This is a genomic window from Actinomycetospora straminea, from assembly GCF_028737255.1.
Lineage (GTDB): Bacteria > Actinomycetota > Actinomycetes > Mycobacteriales > Pseudonocardiaceae > Actinomycetospora > Actinomycetospora straminea.
The window spans coordinates 1-19,593 of record NZ_JAQZAN010000018.1 but is presented as its reverse complement, the minus strand read 5'-3'; the positions used below and the strand labels follow the sequence as shown (position 1 = coordinate 19,593).

The following is a 19,593-nucleotide window of genomic DNA, read 5'->3' as shown; positions in this document are numbered from 1 at the left end:
CGGCGCTCACTCGCGCCCCACGTCGCGGTGCGACACCGTCACGCGCACGCCGTCCTCGCCGGTCATGCGCCGGGCGAGCTCCTCGGCGATCGCGACGCTGCGGTGCTTGCCGCCCGTGCAGCCCACCGCGACCGTCAGGTAGCGCTTGCCCTCGCGGCGGTAGCCCGCCCCGACCAGGCGCAGCAGCTCGAGGTAGCGCTCGAGGAACTCCTCGGCGCCCTCCTGCGAGAGCACGTAGTCCGAGACCACGGCCTCGCGCCCGTCGTGCTCGCGCAGCTCGGGGATCCAGTGCGGGTTGGGCAGGAACCGCATGTCGACCACGAGGTCGGCGTCGGGCGGCAGCCCGTGCTTGTAGCCGAACGAGACGACGGTGACGCTGTGTCCGACGTCCGCCGCGGCGTCGCCGAACGCGCTCTCGATGGCCGTGCGCAGCTGGTGCACCGAGCGGTTCGAGGTGTCGACGACGAGGTCGGCCTGGTCGTGCAGCGGGGCCAGCAGCTCCCGCTCGGCGCGGATGCCGTCGGACAGGCGCCCGTCGCCCTGCAGCGGGTGCGATCGGCGGTTCGACTCGAAGCGCCGGATGAGCACCGCGTCCGACGCGTCGAGGAACAGCACCCGCGGGCGGTGACCGCGCGCGTCGAGCTCCTTGATGACCGCGCCCAGGTCGGCGGTGAACGCGCGGCTGCGCACGTCCATCACCACCGCGATCCGCGTGACCTGCCCCGACGAGCGCGCCCCGAGGTCGACCATCGTCTCGATCAGCTCGGGCGGCAGGTTGTCGACGACGAACCAGCCGAGGTCCTCGAGCACCTTGGCGGCCGTGCTGCGCCCGGCGCCCGAGAGCCCCGAGACGATCGCGACCTCGATCCCGCCCGGGTGCGGGGGTGCCCCCGCCCGGTCCGTCATGCCGTCCCCCCGTCGTCCAGTGCGTCGAGCACCGCCTGCGCGGTGCGCCGGCCGACACCGGGCACCTCGGTGATCTGCTCGACCGTCGCGGCCCGCAACTTCTTCACCGAGCCGAAGTGCTTGAGCAGCGCCGTGCGCCGGGCCTCGCCCAGCCCGGGCACGCCGTCGAGCGCGGACGCCGTCATCCGCGTCGAGCGCTTCTGGCGGTGGTAGGTGATCGCGAAGCGGTGCGCCTCGTCGCGCACGCGCTGGAGCAGGTAGAGCGCCTCGCTCTGGCGCGGCAGGATCGCCGGGTCCTCCTCGCCGGGCAGCCAGACCTCCTCGAGGCGCTTGGCCAGCCCGACGACCGCGACGTCGGAGATCCCGAGCTCGCCGAGCACCTCGGCCGCGGCCGCCACCTGGGGCGCGCCGCCGTCGACCACCAGCAGGTTCGGCGGGTAGGCGAACTTCCGCGGGCGGCCGGTCGTGGGGTCGATGCCCGGCAGCGGGCCGTCGTCGGGCGCGACCTCCCCGGAGGCCGGCGCCCCGTCGCTGGTCTCCCCCGCGCACGCGGTGTCGGTGTGGTCCGGCGCGTCCTCAGCAGTCTCCCTGAGGTAGCGGGCGAACCGCCGGCGCACCACCTCGGCGATCGCCGCGACGTCACCGCCCTCCGCGCCGCCGCGGATCGAGTAGCGCCGGTAGTCCGCCTTCTTCGGCAGCCCGTCCTCGAACACCACGAGGCTCGCCACCACGTCCGAGCCCTGGACGTGGCTGACGTCGGTGCACTCGATGCGCAGCGGGGCGGTGTCGAGGCCCAGCTGCTCCTGGAGCTCCTCGAGCGCCGCGCTGCGCGCGGTGAGGTCGCCGGCGCGCCGCAGCTTGTGCCGGGTCAGCTCCTCCTTGGCGTTGCGCTCCACGGTTTCGGCGAGGGTGCGCTTGTCGCCGCGCTGGGCCACGCGCAGGGAGACCCGCGAGCCCCGCAGCTCCGAGAGCCACTGGCTCAGCGCCGGCGCGTCGTCGGGCATCGCGGGGACGAGCACCTCGCGCGGCACCGGCTGCACGGCGTCGTCCGCGGAGCCGGCGAGCGCGGCCTGCTCGCCGTAGAACTGGGCGAGGAACTGGCCGACGAGGTCGGCGACGTCGCTGTCCGCCTCGGTCTCGACGACCCAGCCGCGCTGGCCGCGGACCCGCCCGCCGCGGACGTGGAAGACCTGGACCGCGGCCTCGAGCTCGTCGGTCGCGAACGCCACGACGTCGGCGTCGGTGCCGTCGCCGAGCACGACCGCCTGCTTCTCGACGACCCGCTTGAGCGCGCCCGCGTCGTCGCGCAGCCGGGCGGCCTTCTCGAAGTCCATGTCGGCCGCGGCGACCTGCATGTCCTTCTCGATGCGGCCGATGAGCTGGTCGGTGTGGCCGGCGAGGAAGTCGCAGAAGTCGAGGACGATCTGCCGGTGCTCCTCGGCGCTGACCCGCCCGACGCACGGCGCCGAGCACTTGTCGATGTAGCCGAGCATGCACGGGCGCCCGATCTGCCCGTGGCGCTTGAACACCCCGCCCGAGCAGACCCGCGCCGGGAACACCCGCGTCAGCAGCTTCACCGTCTCGCGGATGGCCCAGGCGTGCGCGTAGGGGCCGAAGTACCGCACGCCCTTCTTGCGGGGGCCGCGGTAGACCCGCAGCTGCGGGTACTCCTCGTTCAGCGTGACCGCGAGGACCGGGTAGGTCTTGTCGTCGCGGTAGCGGACGTTGAACCGCGGGTCGTACTCCTTGATCCAGTTGTACTCGAGCTGGAGGGCCTCGACCTCGGTGTGGACCACCGTCCACTGCACCGCCGCCGCGGTGGTGACCATCCGCCGCGTGCGCGGGTGCAGCCCGGCCACGTCGGCGAAGTAGGAGTTGAGCCGGCTGCGCAGGCTCTTGGCCTTGCCGACGTAGATGACCCGCCCGTTCTCGTCCGAGAACCGGTACACGCCGGGCGCCTCCGGGATGCTCCCCGGGGCGGGTCGGTACGTCTGCGGGTCGGCCATGGTGACCCCCAGCGTAGGCGCGTCCGTCCGGCCTTCTGGCGTGCACCCGGATGGGTGGAATCGGCGTGTCGGGCGGCGTGTCGCGGCGTGTCACTGGCGTGTCGTCCTCGGGCGACCCGGGTCACCGGACCGGCCGCCCCCGGCTCACGAGCGGACCAGCGCCGCCCCCTCCGCGATCGCGCGCAGCTTCATCTCCGCGACCCGCGGGCCCACGCGCCCGAAGCCGACGAAGGTGCCGAAGCCGCAGTCGGTCCCGGCCATCACCCGGTCGGTGCCGACGACGCGCGTGAAGCGGCCGAGGCGCTGGGCGATCAGGCGGGGGTGCTCGACGATGTTGTTGAGCGTGTCCACGACCCCGGGCAGCAGCACCTTGTCCTCGGGGATCGGGAGCTCGGCGACGTCCTCCCACTCGTGCTCGTGACGCGGGTTGGCGGCCTCGAACGAGATCGTCGTGGGCGCGCCGGCGAGCACGGGCGGGAGCAGCTCGGCCAGCGGGGCGTCGAGGTGGTGCGGGCCCTCGTAGTTGCCCCAGCACAGGTGCAGCCGCACGCGCGACGGGTCGATGCCCTCCAGAGCGCGGTCGATGGCGGCCATGTGCCGCTCGGCGAAGCCGACGAGGCCGCGGCGCCGGACCTCGTCCCGGCACCAGAACTCGGTGTGCCCCGCCATCGGGATGTCCGGGCAGTCGAGCTGCAGGACCAGCCCCGCATCGACGATCGCGCGGTACTCCTCGCGCATCGCGTCGGCGAGGGCGTCGAGGTAGCTGTCGTAGTCGGGGTAGTGCAGGTTCGGGCTGCCCGTCGCGATGCACCCGGGCGAGGCCGCGGGCACGAACGCGTCCCCGTCGGCCGTGTGACCGGTCTTCTCCAGCGCGAGGCGCAGCGTGGCGATGTCCCGGGCGACCGCCTCGGCACCGACGTAGCTCACCGGCCCCTCGCAGTTCGCGGGCATGATGTGGGCGCCGGCCTCGCCGCCGTACTGGGCGATCGCCAGCTCCGGCGCGGCCTCGAGGTCGTCGATGCTCCAGCCCGGTGCCTGGCCGGAGAAGCCGGTCAGTCGCTCGCGGACGTAGTTGACGAAGCCGGGCTTGCCCATCTCGCCGTCGGAGACCACGTCGATCCCGGCCCCGTGCTGCATCGCGACGACGTCGTGCACGGCCTCGGTGACGGCCGCCTCGAGCTCCGCGGCGTCGCCCGCCCCCTCCTGGTGCTGGTACATCAGCCGGGTCAGGGCCTCGGGCCGGGGCAGGCTGCCCACGTGGGTGGTCCGCACGGTCATCGCGTCGGCTCCTGTTCCGGGGTGAGCAGCTCGGGGCTGAAGCCCTCGAGCGCGGCGATCTTGGTCAGTACCGTCAGCCGGTCGGGCCGGGGCACGGTCGGGTCGAGCTGCTGGTAGACGTTGAGCACGTTCTGGGCGAGGCGCCCGTGCTCGGGGAGGTCGGCGAAGCGCCCGAGGTCGATGGACGCGATCGCCGCGTCGACGTCGAGCCCCTCCTCGAAGCGCCGGCGTGCCTGGGCCTGCACGGTGACGAGGTACTCCCGCATCACGGACACCTCGGTCTTGCCGCTGACGGGGCCGTGGCCGGGCACGATCGTCGCGACGTCGAGGTCGAGGATGCGGTCGAGGGCCGCGACCCACCGGTCGATCGGGCCCGCCCAGGCGATCGGCGTGCCGCCGACGAAGAGGATGTCGCCGGCATAGAGCAGCCGGGCGTCCGGGACGAGGACGATGACGTCGCCGGGCGTGTGCGCCGGCCCGACCTGGATCAGCCGCACCTCGCGGCCACCCACGTCGACGCTCTCCTCGCCGGAGAAGGTGCGGTCCGGACCGGTCGCGGTGATCCCGTCCAGCTCGAACGGGCCGAAGATGTGCCGGGCGAACTCGCCGAGCGTGCCCTCGAGGTGCTTGACGCGGGCCACCGCGTCCAGGGCCTCCTGGGTCATCAGCTCGGCGGCCGCGGCCGAGGCGAGGATCTCGACGTCCCGTGAGGCGACCAGCTCGTTGCCGTTGACGTGGTCGGGGTCCGAGTGGGTGTTGACCAGCGTGCGCAGCGGGTGGTGGTCGGTGACCGGCCGGATGCCGTCGAGCATCTCCCGTGTCAGCGGGAGGTCGAACAGCGTGTCGACCAGCAACGACGTGCCCGACCCGGTGACCAGACCGGCGTTGCTCCAGCCCCAGCTCCCGTCGGGCTGCAGCCAGGCATGACAGCCCTGCCCGAGGTCGTGGAGGCCCTTGCGGTAGTCCTGGGCGCTCATGGCGGGGTCCTCTCGCTCGGCCACGGGTCGGTCAGAAGCCGGTGCGCAGGGGCGTGACGGGCGGGGCGGGACGGACGACCTGGCGGGTCTCGCCCAGCGCGTCGGAGGCGAGGGCGACGACGTCGCCGGGCTGCAGCCAGCCCGTCCAGGCCGTCGGGTCGGGGACGTCGACGTGCTCGAGCAGGCACCCGCCCGGCACCGTGCCCGAGCCGATCACGTCGCCGGGCCGCAGGTCGGTGCCCCGCGACAGGAACGCCAGCAGCTCGCCGAAGCTCCAGTCCATGTCGGCGAGCGACCCCTTGGCCAGCCGGCGATCGTTGACCGTCGCCGAGACCTCGAACGTCCAGCCCCGCTCGCCGCGGTGGGCCTCGAGCTCGTCCACCGTGACGAGCGCGGGTCCCAGCGTGATCGCGCTGTCCTTGCCCTTGCCCATCCCGATGCCCTGCGCCATGTCGCGCATCTGGTGGTCCCGCGCGGTCCAGTCGTTGAAGAAGGTGAAGCCGACGACGTGGTCCTCGGCGGTGTCGGGGTGCAGGTCCCGGCCGCCACGGCCGACGACCGCGCCGATCTCGAGCTCGAGGTCGAACAGGCGGGAGCCGGGCGCGATCGGGACGTCGTCGTAGGGGCCGACGACCGCCGCCGGGTTGGCGAAGTAGAACGCGGGCGTCTGCGACCACACGTCGGGCAGCTCCGCGGGTCGCCCGAGCGCGCGGTAGCAGCCCCGCAGGTGCTCGAGGAAGCACAGGCCGTCGCGCACCGAGGGCGGGCGCGGGATCGGGGCGAGCAGCCGCACGTCGTCCAGGGCGCGGACCTCGGCCGGGTCGCGGCGCGCGGTGCCCCCGGCCTCGGCGAGCGCCTCGCCGTCGTCGCCCAGGAGCGCCACGAGGGAGACGCCGGCCGCCAGCCCGCGCACCGAGTCGCCGTCCAGGAGCCCGGTCCGGGCGCCGTCCCCCGCGTCGTAGGTCACCCACCGCACGCCCGACCGCCTCCTCGCGCTGCGCACGAAGCTGGACGCTGATCCAGCTTCCCGGTGCAACGTAAGTCACATCGGCGGGGCAAGCAAGACGCGAGTCCAGCTTCGTGGGGTCACCGTGTGCTCTACTGATCGCGATGGACGCGCGCGCCCGGGGGACGGGCCCGGCCCGGCCGTGGGACCCGGAGACCGACGTGGTGGGCTTCCCGCCGCTGAGCACCCGCGCCCGCAAGCGCGAGGAGCGCCGCGACCGGGTCTACGCGGCCGCGATCGCCCTGTTCGTCGAGCAGGGCTTCGAGGCCACGTCGATGGAGGACATCGCCGCGCGGTCGGGCCTGGCGCGGGCGACGGTGTTCAACCACTTCGCCCGCAAGGCGCTCTTCCTCGAGGAGTGGGCGCTGCGCCGCCGGCAGCGCGCCGCGGCGGCGACCGGGCGCTTCGACCCGTCCGCCCTGCCGCTGCGGGAGGTGCTCGAGCGGTACTTCGCCACGCTCGCCGAGGTCAACCTCGAGACGAGGACGGAGACGAAGGCGATGATGGCCCCGTCGCTGAAGAGCAACGACGTCTTCCGCGACCACGTCCTCGCCAAGGACCTCGCCGCGCTGGTGGCCGCGTCCGGTGCCCGCCTGCGGCCACCGTCGGACCCGGCCCGCGTCGGGCGTCTGCTGGCCCTCGGTTACTACGCGGCCGTCGTCCGGTGGATCGACACCGAGCCCGCCCCGTTCCGGCTGGACGAGGAGCTGTCCTCGGTCCTGGAGATCGTGCTCGGCGGTGCACTGGAGCCCTGACCGTCGGCGGTGCGGTCAGGGAGACGTGGAGACGCCCCGGCGGTCGCCGGGGCGGCTCCCCCGCCCTCAGACCGAGGGGGTGGCGTCCGCCGGCGCGGGCTCGCCGGGGCGGCGGCCCAGGACGTCGGTGAGGAAGGCCTCCAGGTCCGTCGGCTGCCCGGCCGCGTCGAGGCGCGGGTGCTCACGGCGACCGTCGGCGGCCTCCGCCACGGCGCTCTCGACCAGGGCCCGCTCCTCGGAGCCGACGACGAGGTAGCCCCGGAGGGACCCCTGCCACGGACGGCGCCACTGCAGGTAGGTGAGGTCGGTGTCCTCGATCTCCTGCAGCTGCACCCGATTGCCGAGCCACGACACGTCGCTCATGGGGACCTCCTTCACGCGGGGAGCTGATCTCCGGCCCTCGGGGGCGGCGTCGGCCCCGCGTTCCACGTCCAGGCTGACCTCCCGGCCACGGTCGGTAAACCCTCGGCGACGTCGCGTCGCTCACGCGGTGGCCTCGGCCACCGGCCCTCAGCGGGTGTCGAGGACGAGGTACCCCTCGGCGGTGCGGTCCGGGCCGAACTCGGCCGCCTTGGCCTGCGAGCGGCCCCAGGCCCACATGCGACCGCGCAGGTCGTCCATGTGCGCGGTCTGGCTCTTGTGGGCGCGCAGCGCCTCGACCTTGCGCTCGAAGGCGTCGGTGGTGTCGACGTAGTGGTCGGCCCCCTCGCCCATGTGGGAGATCCAGACCTCGGCGACCGTGTGGGCGGCGAGGCCCTCGTCGGCGAGCAGCTCGGGGTGGGCGAACTGGTTGCGGGCGTCGGGGTAGACCGCGCACATGGTGGCCTCGCCGGCCGCGGTGTGGTCGGGGTGGCTGCCGTACATCGAGCGCAGGTTGCGCGTCGGGGACTGCGTGACGACCCGGTCGGGCCGGACCTGCCGGATGACGCGGGTGATGTCGCGGCGCAGCTCGTGGGTGACGTAGAGCCGGCCGTCGGGCCACCCCAGGAAGTGCAGCTCGTCCACCCCGAGGATCGCCGCCGCGGCCGTCTGCTCCTCGCGGCGCAGGCTCGCCATGTCGGTGCGGGTGACCTCCTCGTCGAAGCCGCCCGCGTCCCCGTCGGTGAGCAGGCAGTACACGACGCGGTGGCCCTGGGTGGTCCACGTGGCGACGGAGCCGCCGCTGCCGAAGTCGATGTCGTCGGGGTGGGCGACCACCAGCAGGACGGTGATCGGGTTCTCGGGCTGATCAGGCTCCACGGAGCTGAACCTACGCCGGTGGTTCCGCCATCCGCCGGTAGAGCGGGCGCAGCACCTCGCGGACGTCCTCGCCCCCGACCTCCAGCGGCGGCAGCTCGTCGAGCAGGCCGTCCGACGCGGGGGCGCGCGCGTACCCGGGCGGGTCGGGGATCGGCACGGCGGGGCGGTGGAAGCGGTCGAGGAGGTCCGCGAGCCCGGTGGGACTGCCCGCACCGGCGTCGCGGCGGTCGCGCAGGGCCGCGAGCAGGGTCGCCCGGTCGCGGCCCCGCCAGCGCAGCAGCGCGAACGGGTCGACGTCGAACTCCTCCGCGGCGAGGTAGGCGACGGCGGCGAGGTGCTTGCACGGCACCGACCAGTCCGGGCACGAGCAGTCCATCGGCAGCTCGCCCGACCCCTGCGGGAACAGCGAGAGCCCGACGCGCGCGAGGACGTCCTCGAGGTCGTCGGGCACCTCGCCGGCGAGCAGGGCCGCGGCGTACCAGGAGTCGGCCGCGAGGGCGTCGAGCACGGCGTCCCAGGCCTCGTCGGCGAACACGCGCAGGCCGATCCGCGCGCGGTAGGGCTCGTCGCGGCTGCCCTGCACGGTCGCGGTGACGGCGCCGGGCTCGATGGCGAGGTCGATCACCTGCCCGGCGCGGGCGTAGGTCTTGCCGCGGTCGAGCCGGCCGCCGACGCCGAGGCGGGTGAGGACCGCGAGGAAGCGCCCCGACCACCACGACTCCCCGATCGCGCCCCGGCGGCTGCGCGCGACGATGCCGTCCTCGACGGGCTTGCGCTTGCCGAACTCCTCGAACCGTTCCGAGAACCGGGGACCCGAGCGCGTCTCACGCACCATCGTCGTCGTCCACCTCCTCCGGCTCGGCGTCCAGGGTGAGGACCTGCGCGAGCTCCGCGGTCGACAGGTCGGTGAGCCAGTCCTCGCCGTCGCGGACCGCGAGGTCGGCGAGCTCGCGCTTGCCGGCGATGAGGTCGTCGATCCGCTCCTCCAGCGTGCCCGCGCAGACGAGCTTGCGGACCCCGACCGTGCGCTTCTGGCCGATGCGGAAGGCGCGGTCGGTGGCCTGGTCCTCGACGGCCGGGTTCCACCAGCGGTCGAGGTGCACGACGTGCTGGGCCGCGGTCAGCGTGATCCCGGTGCCGCCGGCGCGCAGCGAGAGCAGGAAGAGCGAGGGGCCGTCCCCGCGCTGGAACCGCTCGACCATCGTGTCCCGCGCGCGTCGCGACATCCCGCCGTGCAGCCACGCGACCTCGGTGTCGAAGCGGGCCGCGAGGTGCGGGGCCAGCATGTCGCCGAACGCTGCGAACTGGGTGAACAGCAGCGCGCGGTCCCCGGCGGCGAGCACCTCGCCGAGGATCTCCTCGAGCCGCGCGATCTTGCCCGAGCGCCGGCCGATCGGGGACCCGTCGTGCAGCAGCAGCGCCGGGTGGTCGCAGACCTGCTTGAGCTTCGTCATCGCCGCCAGGACCCGGCCGCGCCGCTCGATGCCGGGCTCCACGTCGTCCAGCTTGTCCAGCATCTCGTCGACGACGACGCGGTAGAGCGACGCCTGCTCGGCGGTCAGCCCGCACCGCTCGACGGTCTCGATCTTCTCGGGGAGGTCGTCGACGACCGTCGGGTCGGTCTTGAGCCGGCGCAGCAGGAACGGGCGGGTGCGCCGGCGCAGGTCCTCGGCGACGTCGACGCGGCCGTGGCGCTCGACGGGGACGGCGTAGCGCTCGCGGAAGGCGCTCACGCTGCCGAGCATGCCGGGGTTGACCGCGTCCATGATCGACCACAGCTCGGCGAGGCGGTTCTCCACCGGCGTCCCGGTGAGCGCGAGGCGGTGCTCGGCGTCGAGGCGCCGGACGGCCTTCGCGCCGCGCGACCGGTTGTTCTTCACCATCTGCGCCTCGTCGAGCACCACCCGGCGCCAGGCGAGGTCGGCGAAGGCGTCGGTGTCGCGCACGAGCGTGCCGTAGGAGGTGACGACGAGGTCGGCGCCGTCGGCCGCCTCGTGGGGGTGGGCGCGCCCGGCGCCGTGGTGGACCGCGACGCGCAGCTCCGGGACGAACCGCTCGGCCTCGCGACGCCAGGTCGAGACCACCGAGGTGGGGCAGACGAACAGGGTCGGGCCGCGGTCGTCGGCACGGTCGGTGCCGTCCCGCTCGTGGGACTCCAGCGCGAGGACCTGCAGCGTCTTGCCGAGCCCCATGTCGTCGGCGAGCACCCCGCCGAGCCGCAGCCGCGCGAGGAACGCGAGCCACGACAGCCCGCGTCGCTGGTAGGGCCGCAGCGTCGCGCGGACGCCGGGCGGGGTGTCGAGGGGCTCGAGCGTGGTGCCGCCGGCGAGGAGGTCGCCGAGCTCGCCGTCGAGGCGCAGGGACTCCACGGGCAGGGGCGCCGGGACGTCGTCGGGGTGCGTGACCGCGAGGTGGAGCACGTCGCCGACGGTCGGGCGGTCGCGCCGTTCGGCGAGGAAGGCGAGGCCGTCGCGCAGGCGGTCGGGGTCGAGGGCCACCCAGCGCCCCCGCAGGCGCACGAGCGGGGCCTTGGCGCGCACGAGCGCGTCCATCTCCGCGTTCGAGAGCTCCTCGCCGTCCACGGCGAGCCGCCAGGAGAAGTCGACGAGGTCGTCCTTGCCGATCTTGGCGCCGGTGTCGACGACGCCGTCGGGACGCTCGGTGTGCCCGCCGGCCGCGGCGAGCCCGAGGCGGGCGGGGCCGGCGCGCCAGCCCGCGGGCAGCAGGACGCCGAAGCCGGCGCGGTCGAGGTCGGCGGCGACGTGGGCGAGGAAGTGGTGCGCGCCGGCCAGGTCGAGGTCCATGCCGCCCGGGCGCGGGACGCGCAGCGCGTCGCCGAGCTCGGGGTAGACGCGGGCGGCGCGGCCGAGCTCGCCGAGCAGCACCTCGGCCGGGTCGTCGAGCCAGCGCCGCAGGGCCGTCGGGTCGCGCCAGACGGTGTCGGCGTCGACGGTCAGGCTCGGGTCCTGGGCGGACTGCAGGGCGAAGGTCAGCCGGAACAGGGGCTCGGGGTCGTCGAGGGCGTGGTGGAACTCGTCGGCGACCACCTCGTCGAGCCGGAATGAGGCCCGCGCGGGCCCGGCGTGGGGGGCGCCGACGACGGCCCATCGCCGCAGGCCGGCGACGAGCCCGTCGGGCGGGGCGGGGTCGCCGAGCACCGGCTCGTCGCCGAGGGCGTGCGCCCAGTCCGGGGCGGTCGCGAGCTCGTCGGTGCCGGTGACCCGGGCGCGGGCGCGGGCGTCGACGGCCGCCCCCAGCGCCGCCTCGACCACCGCCGCGGCGCTCGCCGGCTCCTCCCCCGGCACCTGCTCGCAGCGGCACACCGGCGGCAGGGCGGCGGCGAGGGTGTCGGCGGCGACGAGGTCGGGGCCCTGGAGGACCGGACGCCAGACCAGGCGGGGGCCTGCTGCGCCGTCCTCCTCGTCGGGCGCCGGGAGCAGGCGGCCCCGGGTGACCAGGTCCGCGGCGAGCGCGTCGACGGCCCGCAGCGCGGCGACCGAGGGACTGGCCCGCGTCCCTTCCGGTGGTACCGGTGGCCCGGCCCCGGGCGGGAGCTCGAGGACCGGGACGCTCCAGTCCGCGAGCACCGGGGGGCCGGGGTCGGGGCCGGTCTCCTCGCGGTCGAGGTCGTCGGAGTCCCGCGGGGCGTCGGCGTCCGACGGCAGCGCGAGCACCGCGACACCGAGCGTCGCGGTGGTCGTGTCCCACACCGCCGCGAGCCGGTCGGCCGGCACCGCGAACGGGTGCGGGCGCGCGCCGCGGCGGGCGCGGCTGGTGCTGCGGGCCGGGAGGTCGGTGTCCTCGGCCCACAGGCAGACGCCGCGCCCGGGCGACCAGAGGGCGTGGAGCGCGAGCAGGCTCAGATCACCTGCACCGTGCCGTCGACGACGCGGACCGGGACCTGCGGCAGCCCGGTGTCGGCCGGGCCCTTGCGCACCGCGCCGGTGGCTGCGTCGAACTGGCTGAAGTGGTTCGGGCAGGTGATGACGCCGTTCTGGGGCGGGTCGACCGTCGTGCCCTGGTGCGGGCAGGAGGCGTCGAACGCCGTGACCTGCCCGGGGCTCGGCTGCACCAGCAGGATCGACTGCTCCCCGCGCGTGACGATCCGCCCGCCGCCGACGGGGATGTCCGCGAGCGGGGTGCCGGTGGCGCCGCCGCCCGGGGCGGGCGTGGTGGTGGCGCCCGGCTGGAACTCGCCCGGCGACGACGAGCACGCGGCGAGCGCGCCGGGTGCCGCGAGGACGGCCGCGATCCCGCAGAGGACCGTGCGGCGGTCGGGTCCGGTGGTGGTGGGCACCGAGGCCTCCGTCTGGGTGGGGGGAGCTGGTGGGGGGAGCTGGTGGTGGAGCGGGGGGGGATCCGGTCCTGCGGTGACCAGTCTGCCCGCGTCCCCCGTCACCGCCCGGTGAGGGTCGTGCGTGATCTTCTGAGCCATCGCTCAGGAGATCACGCACGTCGGGGTCAGGGCGTCGGCTCCTCGGGCAGGGCGAGCAGGCCCTCGACCACGTCGTCGAGCGCCGGGGCGGTGACGTGGGGGCGCGCGACGGCGTCGGGGATCCGGCCCTCGAGGCGCTCGCAGTACCCGCCGACCAGGCCGGCCGACACCGCGCCGTGCACGTCCCACGAGTGCACGGCCACGAGCGCGGTGCGCGCGGGCGGGGTGGCGATCCGGTCGCACGCCCAGTGGTAGACCGCGGGCGGCGGCTTGAACATCTTCAGCTCGGCGCACGACATGACGTCGCTCAACATGGAGCGCACGCCGCCGGCCTCCAGCGCCGCGCCCGCGACCTCCGCCGAGCCGTGCGTGAACCCGTAGGCGGGCACCCCGGCCTCGGCGAGGCGTTGCAGGGCCGGCGCGACGTCGGGGTGCACGGGCAGCTCGCGGAAGCCGTCGAGCACCGAGGTGACCTGGTCGTCGGTGAGGTCGCGCCCGCAGGTGCGGCGCAGCATGTCGGCGGCGACGGTCGCGAACGGCGGCGCCTCGCCCGCGAGGGTCATCGCCATGCCCTGGTGCAGCAGCCGCGCGAAGAAGAGCTCCAGCTCGTGGCCGGGCCGCCCCAGCGCCTCGATCCGGGGCCGCAGGCCCTCGAGCTGCAGGCACGTCTCGAACAGGTCGAACAGGACGACCTGGGGCCTCCGGGCGGGTGCAGTCATGGGAGCGGAATTCCCGGCCAGGGCCGGGAGAATCACTCACGTGGCGGCGAGCTCCCGGAGCACCCGGCGGGGCCAGGCGGGGCCGCCGTAGACGAAGCCGGTGTAGGCCTGCACGAGCGTCGCGCCGGCGTCGAGGCGGGCGCGGGCCTCCTCGCCCGAGTCGATCCCGCCGACCGAGACCAGCGTCAACCGCTCCCCCACGCGCGCCCGCAGCCGCGCCAGCACCGCCCGCGCGGGCCCCACGAGCGGCGCGCCGGAGAGCCCGCCCGCACCGGCGGCCTCGACGTCGGCGGGCCGCGAGCGCAGGTCCGCGCGCGCGATCGTCGTGTTGGTGGCGACGATCCCGTCGAGCCCCTGCGCGAGGGCCAGGTCGGCGACGGCGTCGACGCCCGCGCCGTCCAGGTCGGCGGTGATCTTCACGAGCAGCGGGGTCGCGCCCACCTCGTCGCGCACCGCCGCGAGCAGCGGCTCGAGCGCGTCGACGCCCTGCAGGTCGCGCAGCCCCGGCGTGTTCGGCGAGCTGACGTTGACCACCACGTAGTCGGCGTGCGGGCCCAGCGCCCGCGCCGAGTACCGGTAGTCGGCGACGGCGTCGGACGCGGTCTTGGAACGCCCGATGTTGACGCCGACCACGGTGCCCGCGCCCCGCTGCCGCAGCGCCGCGAGCCGGGCCGCGACGACGTCGGCGCCGGCGTTGTTGAACCCCATGCGGTTGACCAGCGCCCGGTCGGCGGGCAGGCGGAACAACCGCGGGCGCGGGTTGCCCGGCTGCGGGCGCGCGGTGACGGTGCCGACCTCGACCGCCCCGAAGCCCAGCCGCGCCAGGCCGCGCACGCCCTCGGCGTCCTTGTCGTAGCCGGCCGCGACGCCCAGCGGGTTGGCGAAGCGCAGGCCCATGGCCTGGACAGCCTCGACGGGCTCGGCGCCCCCGGCCGGCGCGGGAAGCACCGGGGTCGCGGCGCGCAGGGCGGTGACGCCGACGCGGTGGGTCAGCTCCGCGGGCACCCGCGTCGCGACGTGCCGGAAGAGCAGCTCGTAGGCGTCCATCAGCTCCGGTGGTACTGCGCGTGCAGCCGGCGCAGCGCCGACACCCCGCGGGCGGCGTGGCCGCGGTCGACGGCCTGCAGCGCCGAGATCGGCAGGTACTCGTCGTCGGGCAGGTCGAGGCGGGCGAACTGGGCGCCGTCGGGGAAGCTCACCGCGACGATCTCCGACCACGGCACGCGCCGGGTCAGGATCGTGGCGCGCACCTCCACCCCGCCGGGGCCGGCCCGCAGCCGCGGCCGGGTGAACAGCAGCGCGCAGCCGGCGAGGATCGTGCCCAGCACGACCATCGCCACCTGGTCGGCGGGCCGGAACACGAACCCCGAGGACTCGACGAACACCAGGAGCGCGCCGGCGCCGAAGAACGCGAAGAGGAAGACCGCGAGCACCCAGGCCACCCAGCGGATGCGCTTCGGGCGGACCTCGAGCTCGACCTCGCCGATGTCGAGGGCCTCGGGCGGCACGACGGGCCCGGTCACGAGGTCGACCCCCGCAGCCCCCGCAACGTCAGCGCGGCGTCCAGCGCGGCCACCGTGGCCTCGAAGCCCTTGTCCTCGCTCGACGTCGGCGTCCCGGCGCGCGCCCAGGCCTGGGCCTCCTCGTTGACCGTCAGCACGCCGTTGCCCACCGGCGTGCGGGCGTCGAGGCCCACGCGCAGCAGGCCGGCGGTGACGGCGTCGCAGACGTAGTCGAAGTGCGGGGTCTCGCCGCGGATGACCACGCCGAGCCCGACGACCGCGTCGTGACCCTCGGCGAGGCCCTGGCAGACGACCGGCAGCTCCATGGCGCCGGCGACCCGCACCACCGTCGGCTCGGCGGCCCCGGCCTTCGCCGCCGCGTCGCGGGCCCGCTCGAGCAGGACGTCGGTGATGCCCGCGTTCCAGCGCGTGACGGCGATGCCGAGCGTCAGCCCGGCGGCGTCGGGGACCTCGGCCTGCGGACGGCCCTCGCCGCTCATCCCCGGGTCCCGCCCACGGCCGCGTCGGAGCCGTCGGTCGTCTGCGCGACGACGGTGTCCTGCTCCGAGTCGAGGCCCTCGAGGTCGTGGCCCATGCGGTCGCGCTTGGTGCGCAGGTAGCGCAGGTTCTCCGGCGTCGCGCGGGCCGGGAGCGCCACGCGGCCGAGGATCTCCAGGCCGTAGCCCTCGAGGCCGGCGCGCTTCTCGGGGTTGTTGGTCAGCAGGCGCATGGACTTGATGCCGAGGTCGGCGAGGATCTGCGCGCCGGTGCCGTAGTCGCGGGCGTCGGCGGGCATGCCGAGCGCGAGGTTGGCGTCGACGGTGTCCGCCCCGGCGTCCTGCAGCTGGTAGGCCTGCAGCTTGTGGATCAGGCCGATCCCCCGGCCCTCGTGGCCGCGCACGTAGAGCACGACGCCCCGCCCCTCGGCGACGACGGCGGCCATCGCGGCGTCGAGCTGGGGCCCGCAGTCGCAGCGCCGCGAGCGGAGCACGTCGCCGGTGAGGCACTCGGAGTGCACGCGGACCAGGACGTCCTCGCCGTCGCCGATCTCGCCGTGCACGAGCGCGACGTGCTCGATCCCGTCGAGCAGCGAGTCGTACCCGTAGGCGACGAACGTGCCGTGGTCGGTGGGGATGTTGGCGTGCGCGACCTGGACGACCTGCTTCTCCGAGCGGCGCCGGTACGCGATCAGGTCCTTGATCGTGATGATCGGCAGCTCGTGCTCGTCGGCGAAGACCTGCAGCTCGTCGAAGCGGGCCATGTCGCCGTCGTCCTTCTGCGACACGATCTCGCAGATGGCGCCGGCCGGGGCCAGGCCCGCCAGCCGCGCCAGGTCCACGGCCGCCTCGGTGTGCCCGGGACGGCGCAGCACGCCGCCCTCGCGGGCCCGCAGCGGCACGACGTGCCCGGGGCGCGAGAGGTCGGTGGGGCCCGAGCCCGGGTCGGCCAGGACGCGGATGGTGTGCGCGCGGTCGGTGCCCGAGATGCCGGTGCCGATGCCCTCGCGCGCGTCGACCGACACCGTGTACGCGGTGCCGTGGCGGTCCTGGTTGATCGAGTGCGCGGGCGGCAGGTCGAGCCGGTCGCACGCCTCGCCGGTCAGCGGCACGCAGATGTAGCCCGAGGTGTAGCGCACCATGAACGACACGAGCTCGGGCGTGGCCTTCTCCGCCGCGAACACGAGGTCGCCCTCGTTCTCGCGGTCCTCGTCGTCGACGACGACGACGGCCCTGCCCTCGGCGATCGCGGCGATCGCCGACTCGATGTGCTCGAAGCCGTCCACGTACTCCTACTTCCCCTGCCCTGGACCGGTGTCCTGCGTGCCGAGCTGTGCCCCGACGAGCCGCTCGACGTACTTGGCGACCACGTCGACCTCGAGGTTGACCGTGGACCCCACGGCCCGCTCCCCCAGCGTCGTCTCGCGCAGCGTGGTCGGGATGAGCCCGACCGCGAAGGTCTCGTCGTCGACCTCGGTGACGGTGAGGCTCACGCCGTCGACGGCGATCGAGCCCTTCTCCACGACGTAGCGGGTCAGGCCGTCGGTGACCCGGAACCGCACCGTCGTCCACTGCTCGTGCTCGGTGCGCTCCACGACGGTGCCGACGCCGTCGACGTGGCCCTGGACGATGTGCCCGCCCAGGCGGTCACCGGCGGCCACGGCGCGTTCGAGGTTGACCCGGCTGCCCGCGGTGGCGCCGGCGAGGCTCGAGCGGCGCAGCGTCTCGCCCATGACGTCGACGCCGAACTCGCCCGCGGAGGGCTCGACGACGGTGAGGCAGACGCCGTTGACGGAGATCGAGTCGCCGGGGCGGGCGTCGGACGTGACGACGGGACCGCGCACGCGCAGCCGCGCGGAGTCCTCCCCCGCCACGACGTCGACGATCTCGCCGACCTCCTCGACGATCCCCGTGAACACTGCGGTCTCCTCGTCCTCACCGATGTCCTCGCCGGTCGGGCTCCCTCGCCCGCCCGCCATCATCCTCACGACGCGCTGCCCCGGCATCACCGTGGTGGTGATGCCGCTCTCATCCCCCCGCCAGGTGCGCGGACGCCCGGGCGGCCTGCCCGCGCAGCGCCTCCAGCGCCTGCTCGGGGTCGTCGGCGCCGTACACCGCGGAGCCGGCGACGAAGCAGTCGACGCCCGCCTCCGCGGCCTGCTCGACGGTGTCGCGGCTGATCCCGCCGTCGATCTCGACGAGCACGTTGAGGTGCCCGGTGTCGACGAGCCGCCGCGCGGTGCGCACCTTGTCGAGCACCTCGGGCATGAACTTCTGCCCGCCGAACCCGGGCTCGACGCTCATGACGAGCAGGGTGTCGTAGTCGCGCAGCACCTCGATCCAGTCCTCGAGCGGGGTGCCCGGCTTGATCGACAGCCCGGCGAGCGCCCCGGCCGCCCGGATGTCGCGCGAGACCTTGCGCGGGTCGTGGGCGGCCTCGGCGTGCACCGTGACGTTGCGCGAGCCGGCCTCGGCGTAGCCGGGCGCCCAGCGGTCCGGGTCGTTGATCATGAGGTGGCAGTCGAGCGGGATCGCGGTCGCCCGCTCCAGGGCCTCGACGACGGGCAGGCCGAGCGTCAGGTTCGGCACGAAGTGCCCGTCCATGACGTCGACGTGCAGCCAGTCCGCGCCCGGGACCGCGGCCGCCTCCTCCGCCAGGCGCGCGAAGTCCGCGGACAGGATGCTCGGAGCGATCATCGGGGCACGCGCCACGTGACGCATGGTAGTGGCCTCGTCGCTGTCGTTGGTCCGGGCGGGGTCAGCGCTTCCGGAGCACGGCGGCGTACATCGCGTCGGTGCCGTGGCGGTGGGGCCAGAGCTGGACGCCGGGGCCGTCGACGGCGACGGTGTCGGGCACCTCCGGCAGCAGCGCCGGGGTGTCGAGCAGCTCGGCGCCGGTCTCCTCGGCGACGGCGGTGACGACGGCCGTGGTCTCCTCGGGGTGCGGGGAGCAGGTCGCGTACGTGACGACGCCGCCGGGCCGCGTGTGCCCGAGGGCGGCGCGCAACAGGCTGCGCTGGAGCTCGGTCAGCTCGGCGACGTCCTCGGGCTGCCGCCGCCAGCGCGCCTCGGGGCGGCGGCGCAGCGCCCCGAGCCCGGTGCAGGGCGCGTCGACGAGCACGCGGTCGTAGGCCTCCTCGGGCAGCGCGACCTCGCGGGCGTCGCCGGTGTGCACCCGCACGCCGAGGCCCTCGGTGGCCTGCTCGACGAGCCGGGCACGGTGCGGCGCGCGGTCCACGGCGTCGAGCGTGGCGCCCTCGATCACGGCCAGCGCCCCGAGCATCACGGCCTTGCCGCCCGGCCCGGCGCACAGGTCCAGCCAGCGGGTGTCGCTGCCCTCGACCGGCGCGCGGGCGGCGACGAGCGCGACGAGCTGGCTCCCCTCGTCCTGGACCACCGCGAGGCCCTCGCGGACCGGCGCGAGGTCGCCCGGGTCGCCGCCCTCGGTGAGCAGCACGCCGTACGGGGAGTACGGCGACTCCTCGCCGCCGGTGATCGCCGCGAGCTCCTCGGCGCTGATCTCGCCGGGGCGGGCCGCGAGGTGCACGGCGGGGCGGGCGTCGTCGGCGGCGAGGGCGGCCGCCAGCTCCTCGGTGCCCCCGAGGGCCCGGGCGAAGACCTCGGCGATCCACCGCGGGTGGGCGTGGGCCAGCGCGAGCCGGCCCAGGTCGTCGGGCGGGGCGAGGCGGTCGACCCACGCGGCCTCGTCGCGCTCGGCGACCCGGCGCAGCACCGCGTTGACGAACCCGGTCGGCCGCGAGCCCGCCCGCGCGCGGACCAGCTCGACCACCGCGCTCACCGCCGCGTGCGGGGGGATGCGCGTGCGCAGCAGCTGCTGGGCGCCGAGGCGCAGGGCGTCGAGGACGACCCCGTCGAGGTCGGCGAGCGGCCGGTCGCAGCAGGCCGTGAGCACCGTGTCGAGCAGGCCCTGCGCGCGGCAGGCGCCGTACGCGAGGTCGGTGGCGAGCGCGGCGTCGCGGCCGGTGATGCGCCGCTCGCGCAGCAGCTTCGGGAGGGTCAGGTTGGCGTAGGCGGCGTCCTCGCGGACCGCGCGCAGCGTGTCGAGGGCGGCCTCGCGGGCCGGGTCGCCCGACGGCGGGCGCGCCGGGCCCTGGCGTCCGCGCGGCGGCCCGCTGCGGCGCTTCCTGCTGTCCTGGCGCCGGGGGCCGCGGCCCGAGCGGTGCCCGCCGGGCGGGACGGAGCTGTCGGTCATGGCCACCCCGTCGCTGCGCTCGCCCCGGTCCAGTCCCCCGTCGCTGCGCTCGCCCCGGTC

Annotated in this window: 19 protein-coding genes; 1 reads left to right on the top strand and 18 read right to left on the bottom strand. The window is 75.3% G+C overall.

Annotation, left to right across the window (positions count from 1 at the left end; translation table 11 throughout):
• Positions 1-6: 6 nt before the first annotated feature.
• The 5 genes from rapZ to PH190_RS22100 all read right to left on the bottom strand — a co-directional run bounded on the left by rapZ (position 7) and on the right by PH190_RS22100 (position 6,143).
• Positions 7-906 (bottom strand): RNase adapter RapZ, encoded by a 900-nt coding sequence (gene rapZ, locus PH190_RS22120; RefSeq protein ID WP_274199257.1) that lies wholly within the window; start codon positions 904-906, stop codon positions 7-9.
• A complete protein-coding gene (gene uvrC / locus PH190_RS22115; protein ID WP_274233686.1) occupies positions 903-2,912 on the bottom strand; it encodes an excinuclease ABC subunit UvrC in 2,010 nt (669 codons plus the stop codon). The genes rapZ and uvrC overlap by 4 nt, the downstream gene beginning before the upstream one ends.
• A gap of 144 nt (positions 2,913-3,056) precedes the next feature.
• Positions 3,057-4,190 carry a cobalamin-independent methionine synthase II family protein gene (locus PH190_RS22110; protein ID WP_274233685.1) on the bottom strand — a complete coding sequence of 378 codons (1,134 nt, stop codon included), beginning with the start codon at positions 4,188-4,190 and terminating at the stop codon, positions 3,057-3,059.
• Positions 4,187-5,167 (bottom strand): MBL fold metallo-hydrolase, encoded by a 981-nt coding sequence (locus tag PH190_RS22105; protein ID WP_274233684.1) that lies wholly within the window; start codon positions 5,165-5,167, stop codon positions 4,187-4,189. Before PH190_RS22105 ends, PH190_RS22110 begins: the two co-directional genes overlap by 4 nt.
• 31 nt (positions 5,168-5,198) lie before the next feature.
• The gene (locus PH190_RS22100; protein WP_274233683.1) at positions 5,199-6,143 is read right to left on the bottom strand and encodes a fumarylacetoacetate hydrolase family protein; all 945 of its coding nucleotides are present in this window, start codon (positions 6,141-6,143) and stop codon (positions 5,199-5,201) included.
• Positions 6,144-6,277: 134 nt separating this feature from the next.
• Here PH190_RS22100 and PH190_RS22095 point away from each other — a divergent pair, with 134 nt between their 5' ends.
• A complete protein-coding gene (locus PH190_RS22095) occupies positions 6,278-6,928 on the top strand; it encodes a TetR/AcrR family transcriptional regulator (RefSeq protein ID WP_274233682.1) in 651 nt (216 codons plus the stop codon).
• Positions 6,929-6,994: 66 nt separating this feature from the next.
• Here the strand turns inward: PH190_RS22095 and PH190_RS22090 are convergent, their stop codons facing one another.
• The 13 genes from PH190_RS22090 to PH190_RS22030 all read right to left on the bottom strand — a co-directional run bounded on the left by PH190_RS22090 (position 6,995) and on the right by PH190_RS22030 (position 19,533).
• The gene (locus PH190_RS22090) at positions 6,995-7,291 is read right to left on the bottom strand and encodes a hypothetical protein (RefSeq protein WP_274233681.1); all 297 of its coding nucleotides are present in this window, start codon (positions 7,289-7,291) and stop codon (positions 6,995-6,997) included.
• A gap of 147 nt (positions 7,292-7,438) precedes the next feature.
• Positions 7,439-8,167, bottom strand: coding sequence for a PIG-L deacetylase family protein (locus PH190_RS22085; protein ID WP_274233680.1), 729 nt, complete (start codon positions 8,165-8,167; stop codon positions 7,439-7,441).
• A gap of 10 nt (positions 8,168-8,177) precedes the next feature.
• Positions 8,178-9,002: an SWIM zinc finger family protein gene (locus PH190_RS22080; protein WP_274233679.1), complete on the bottom strand. Its 825-nt coding sequence runs from the start codon at positions 9,000-9,002 to the stop codon at positions 8,178-8,180.
• Positions 8,992-11,901, bottom strand: coding sequence for a DEAD/DEAH box helicase (locus tag PH190_RS22075; RefSeq protein WP_337993844.1), 2,910 nt, complete (start codon positions 11,899-11,901; stop codon positions 8,992-8,994). Before PH190_RS22075 ends, PH190_RS22080 begins: the two co-directional genes overlap by 11 nt.
• A 125-nt stretch (positions 11,902-12,026) precedes the next feature.
• Positions 12,027-12,464 carry a Rieske (2Fe-2S) protein gene (locus PH190_RS22070; protein ID WP_274233678.1) on the bottom strand — a complete coding sequence of 146 codons (438 nt, stop codon included), beginning with the start codon at positions 12,462-12,464 and terminating at the stop codon, positions 12,027-12,029.
• Positions 12,465-12,628: 164 nt separating this feature from the next.
• Positions 12,629-13,321 (bottom strand): HAD-IA family hydrolase, encoded by a 693-nt coding sequence (locus PH190_RS22065; RefSeq protein ID WP_274233677.1) that lies wholly within the window; start codon positions 13,319-13,321, stop codon positions 12,629-12,631.
• A gap of 36 nt (positions 13,322-13,357) precedes the next feature.
• Positions 13,358-14,368: a quinone-dependent dihydroorotate dehydrogenase gene (locus PH190_RS22060; RefSeq protein ID WP_274233676.1), complete on the bottom strand. Its 1,011-nt coding sequence runs from the start codon at positions 14,366-14,368 to the stop codon at positions 13,358-13,360.
• Positions 14,368-14,844 (bottom strand): PH domain-containing protein, encoded by a 477-nt coding sequence (locus tag PH190_RS22055; RefSeq protein WP_274233675.1) that lies wholly within the window; start codon positions 14,842-14,844, stop codon positions 14,368-14,370. The genes PH190_RS22060 and PH190_RS22055 overlap by 1 nt, the downstream gene beginning before the upstream one ends.
• Positions 14,841-15,323, bottom strand: coding sequence for a 6,7-dimethyl-8-ribityllumazine synthase (gene ribH, locus PH190_RS22050; RefSeq protein WP_274233674.1), 483 nt, complete (start codon positions 15,321-15,323; stop codon positions 14,841-14,843). Before ribH ends, PH190_RS22055 begins: the two co-directional genes overlap by 4 nt.
• Positions 15,320-16,606, bottom strand: coding sequence for a bifunctional 3,4-dihydroxy-2-butanone-4-phosphate synthase/GTP cyclohydrolase II (locus PH190_RS22045; RefSeq protein ID WP_274233673.1), 1,287 nt, complete (start codon positions 16,604-16,606; stop codon positions 15,320-15,322). The genes ribH and PH190_RS22045 overlap by 4 nt, the downstream gene beginning before the upstream one ends.
• Before the next feature lie 6 nt (positions 16,607-16,612).
• Positions 16,613-17,239 carry a riboflavin synthase gene (locus PH190_RS22040; RefSeq protein WP_274233797.1) on the bottom strand — a complete coding sequence of 209 codons (627 nt, stop codon included), beginning with the start codon at positions 17,237-17,239 and terminating at the stop codon, positions 16,613-16,615.
• Positions 17,240-17,348: 109 nt separating this feature from the next.
• A complete protein-coding gene (gene rpe / locus PH190_RS22035) occupies positions 17,349-18,017 on the bottom strand; it encodes a ribulose-phosphate 3-epimerase (RefSeq protein ID WP_274233796.1) in 669 nt (222 codons plus the stop codon).
• A gap of 61 nt (positions 18,018-18,078) precedes the next feature.
• Positions 18,079-19,533 (bottom strand): RsmB/NOP family class I SAM-dependent RNA methyltransferase, encoded by a 1,455-nt coding sequence (locus PH190_RS22030; RefSeq protein WP_274233795.1) that lies wholly within the window; start codon positions 19,531-19,533, stop codon positions 18,079-18,081.
• Between the last annotated feature and the right edge of the window lie 60 nt (positions 19,534-19,593).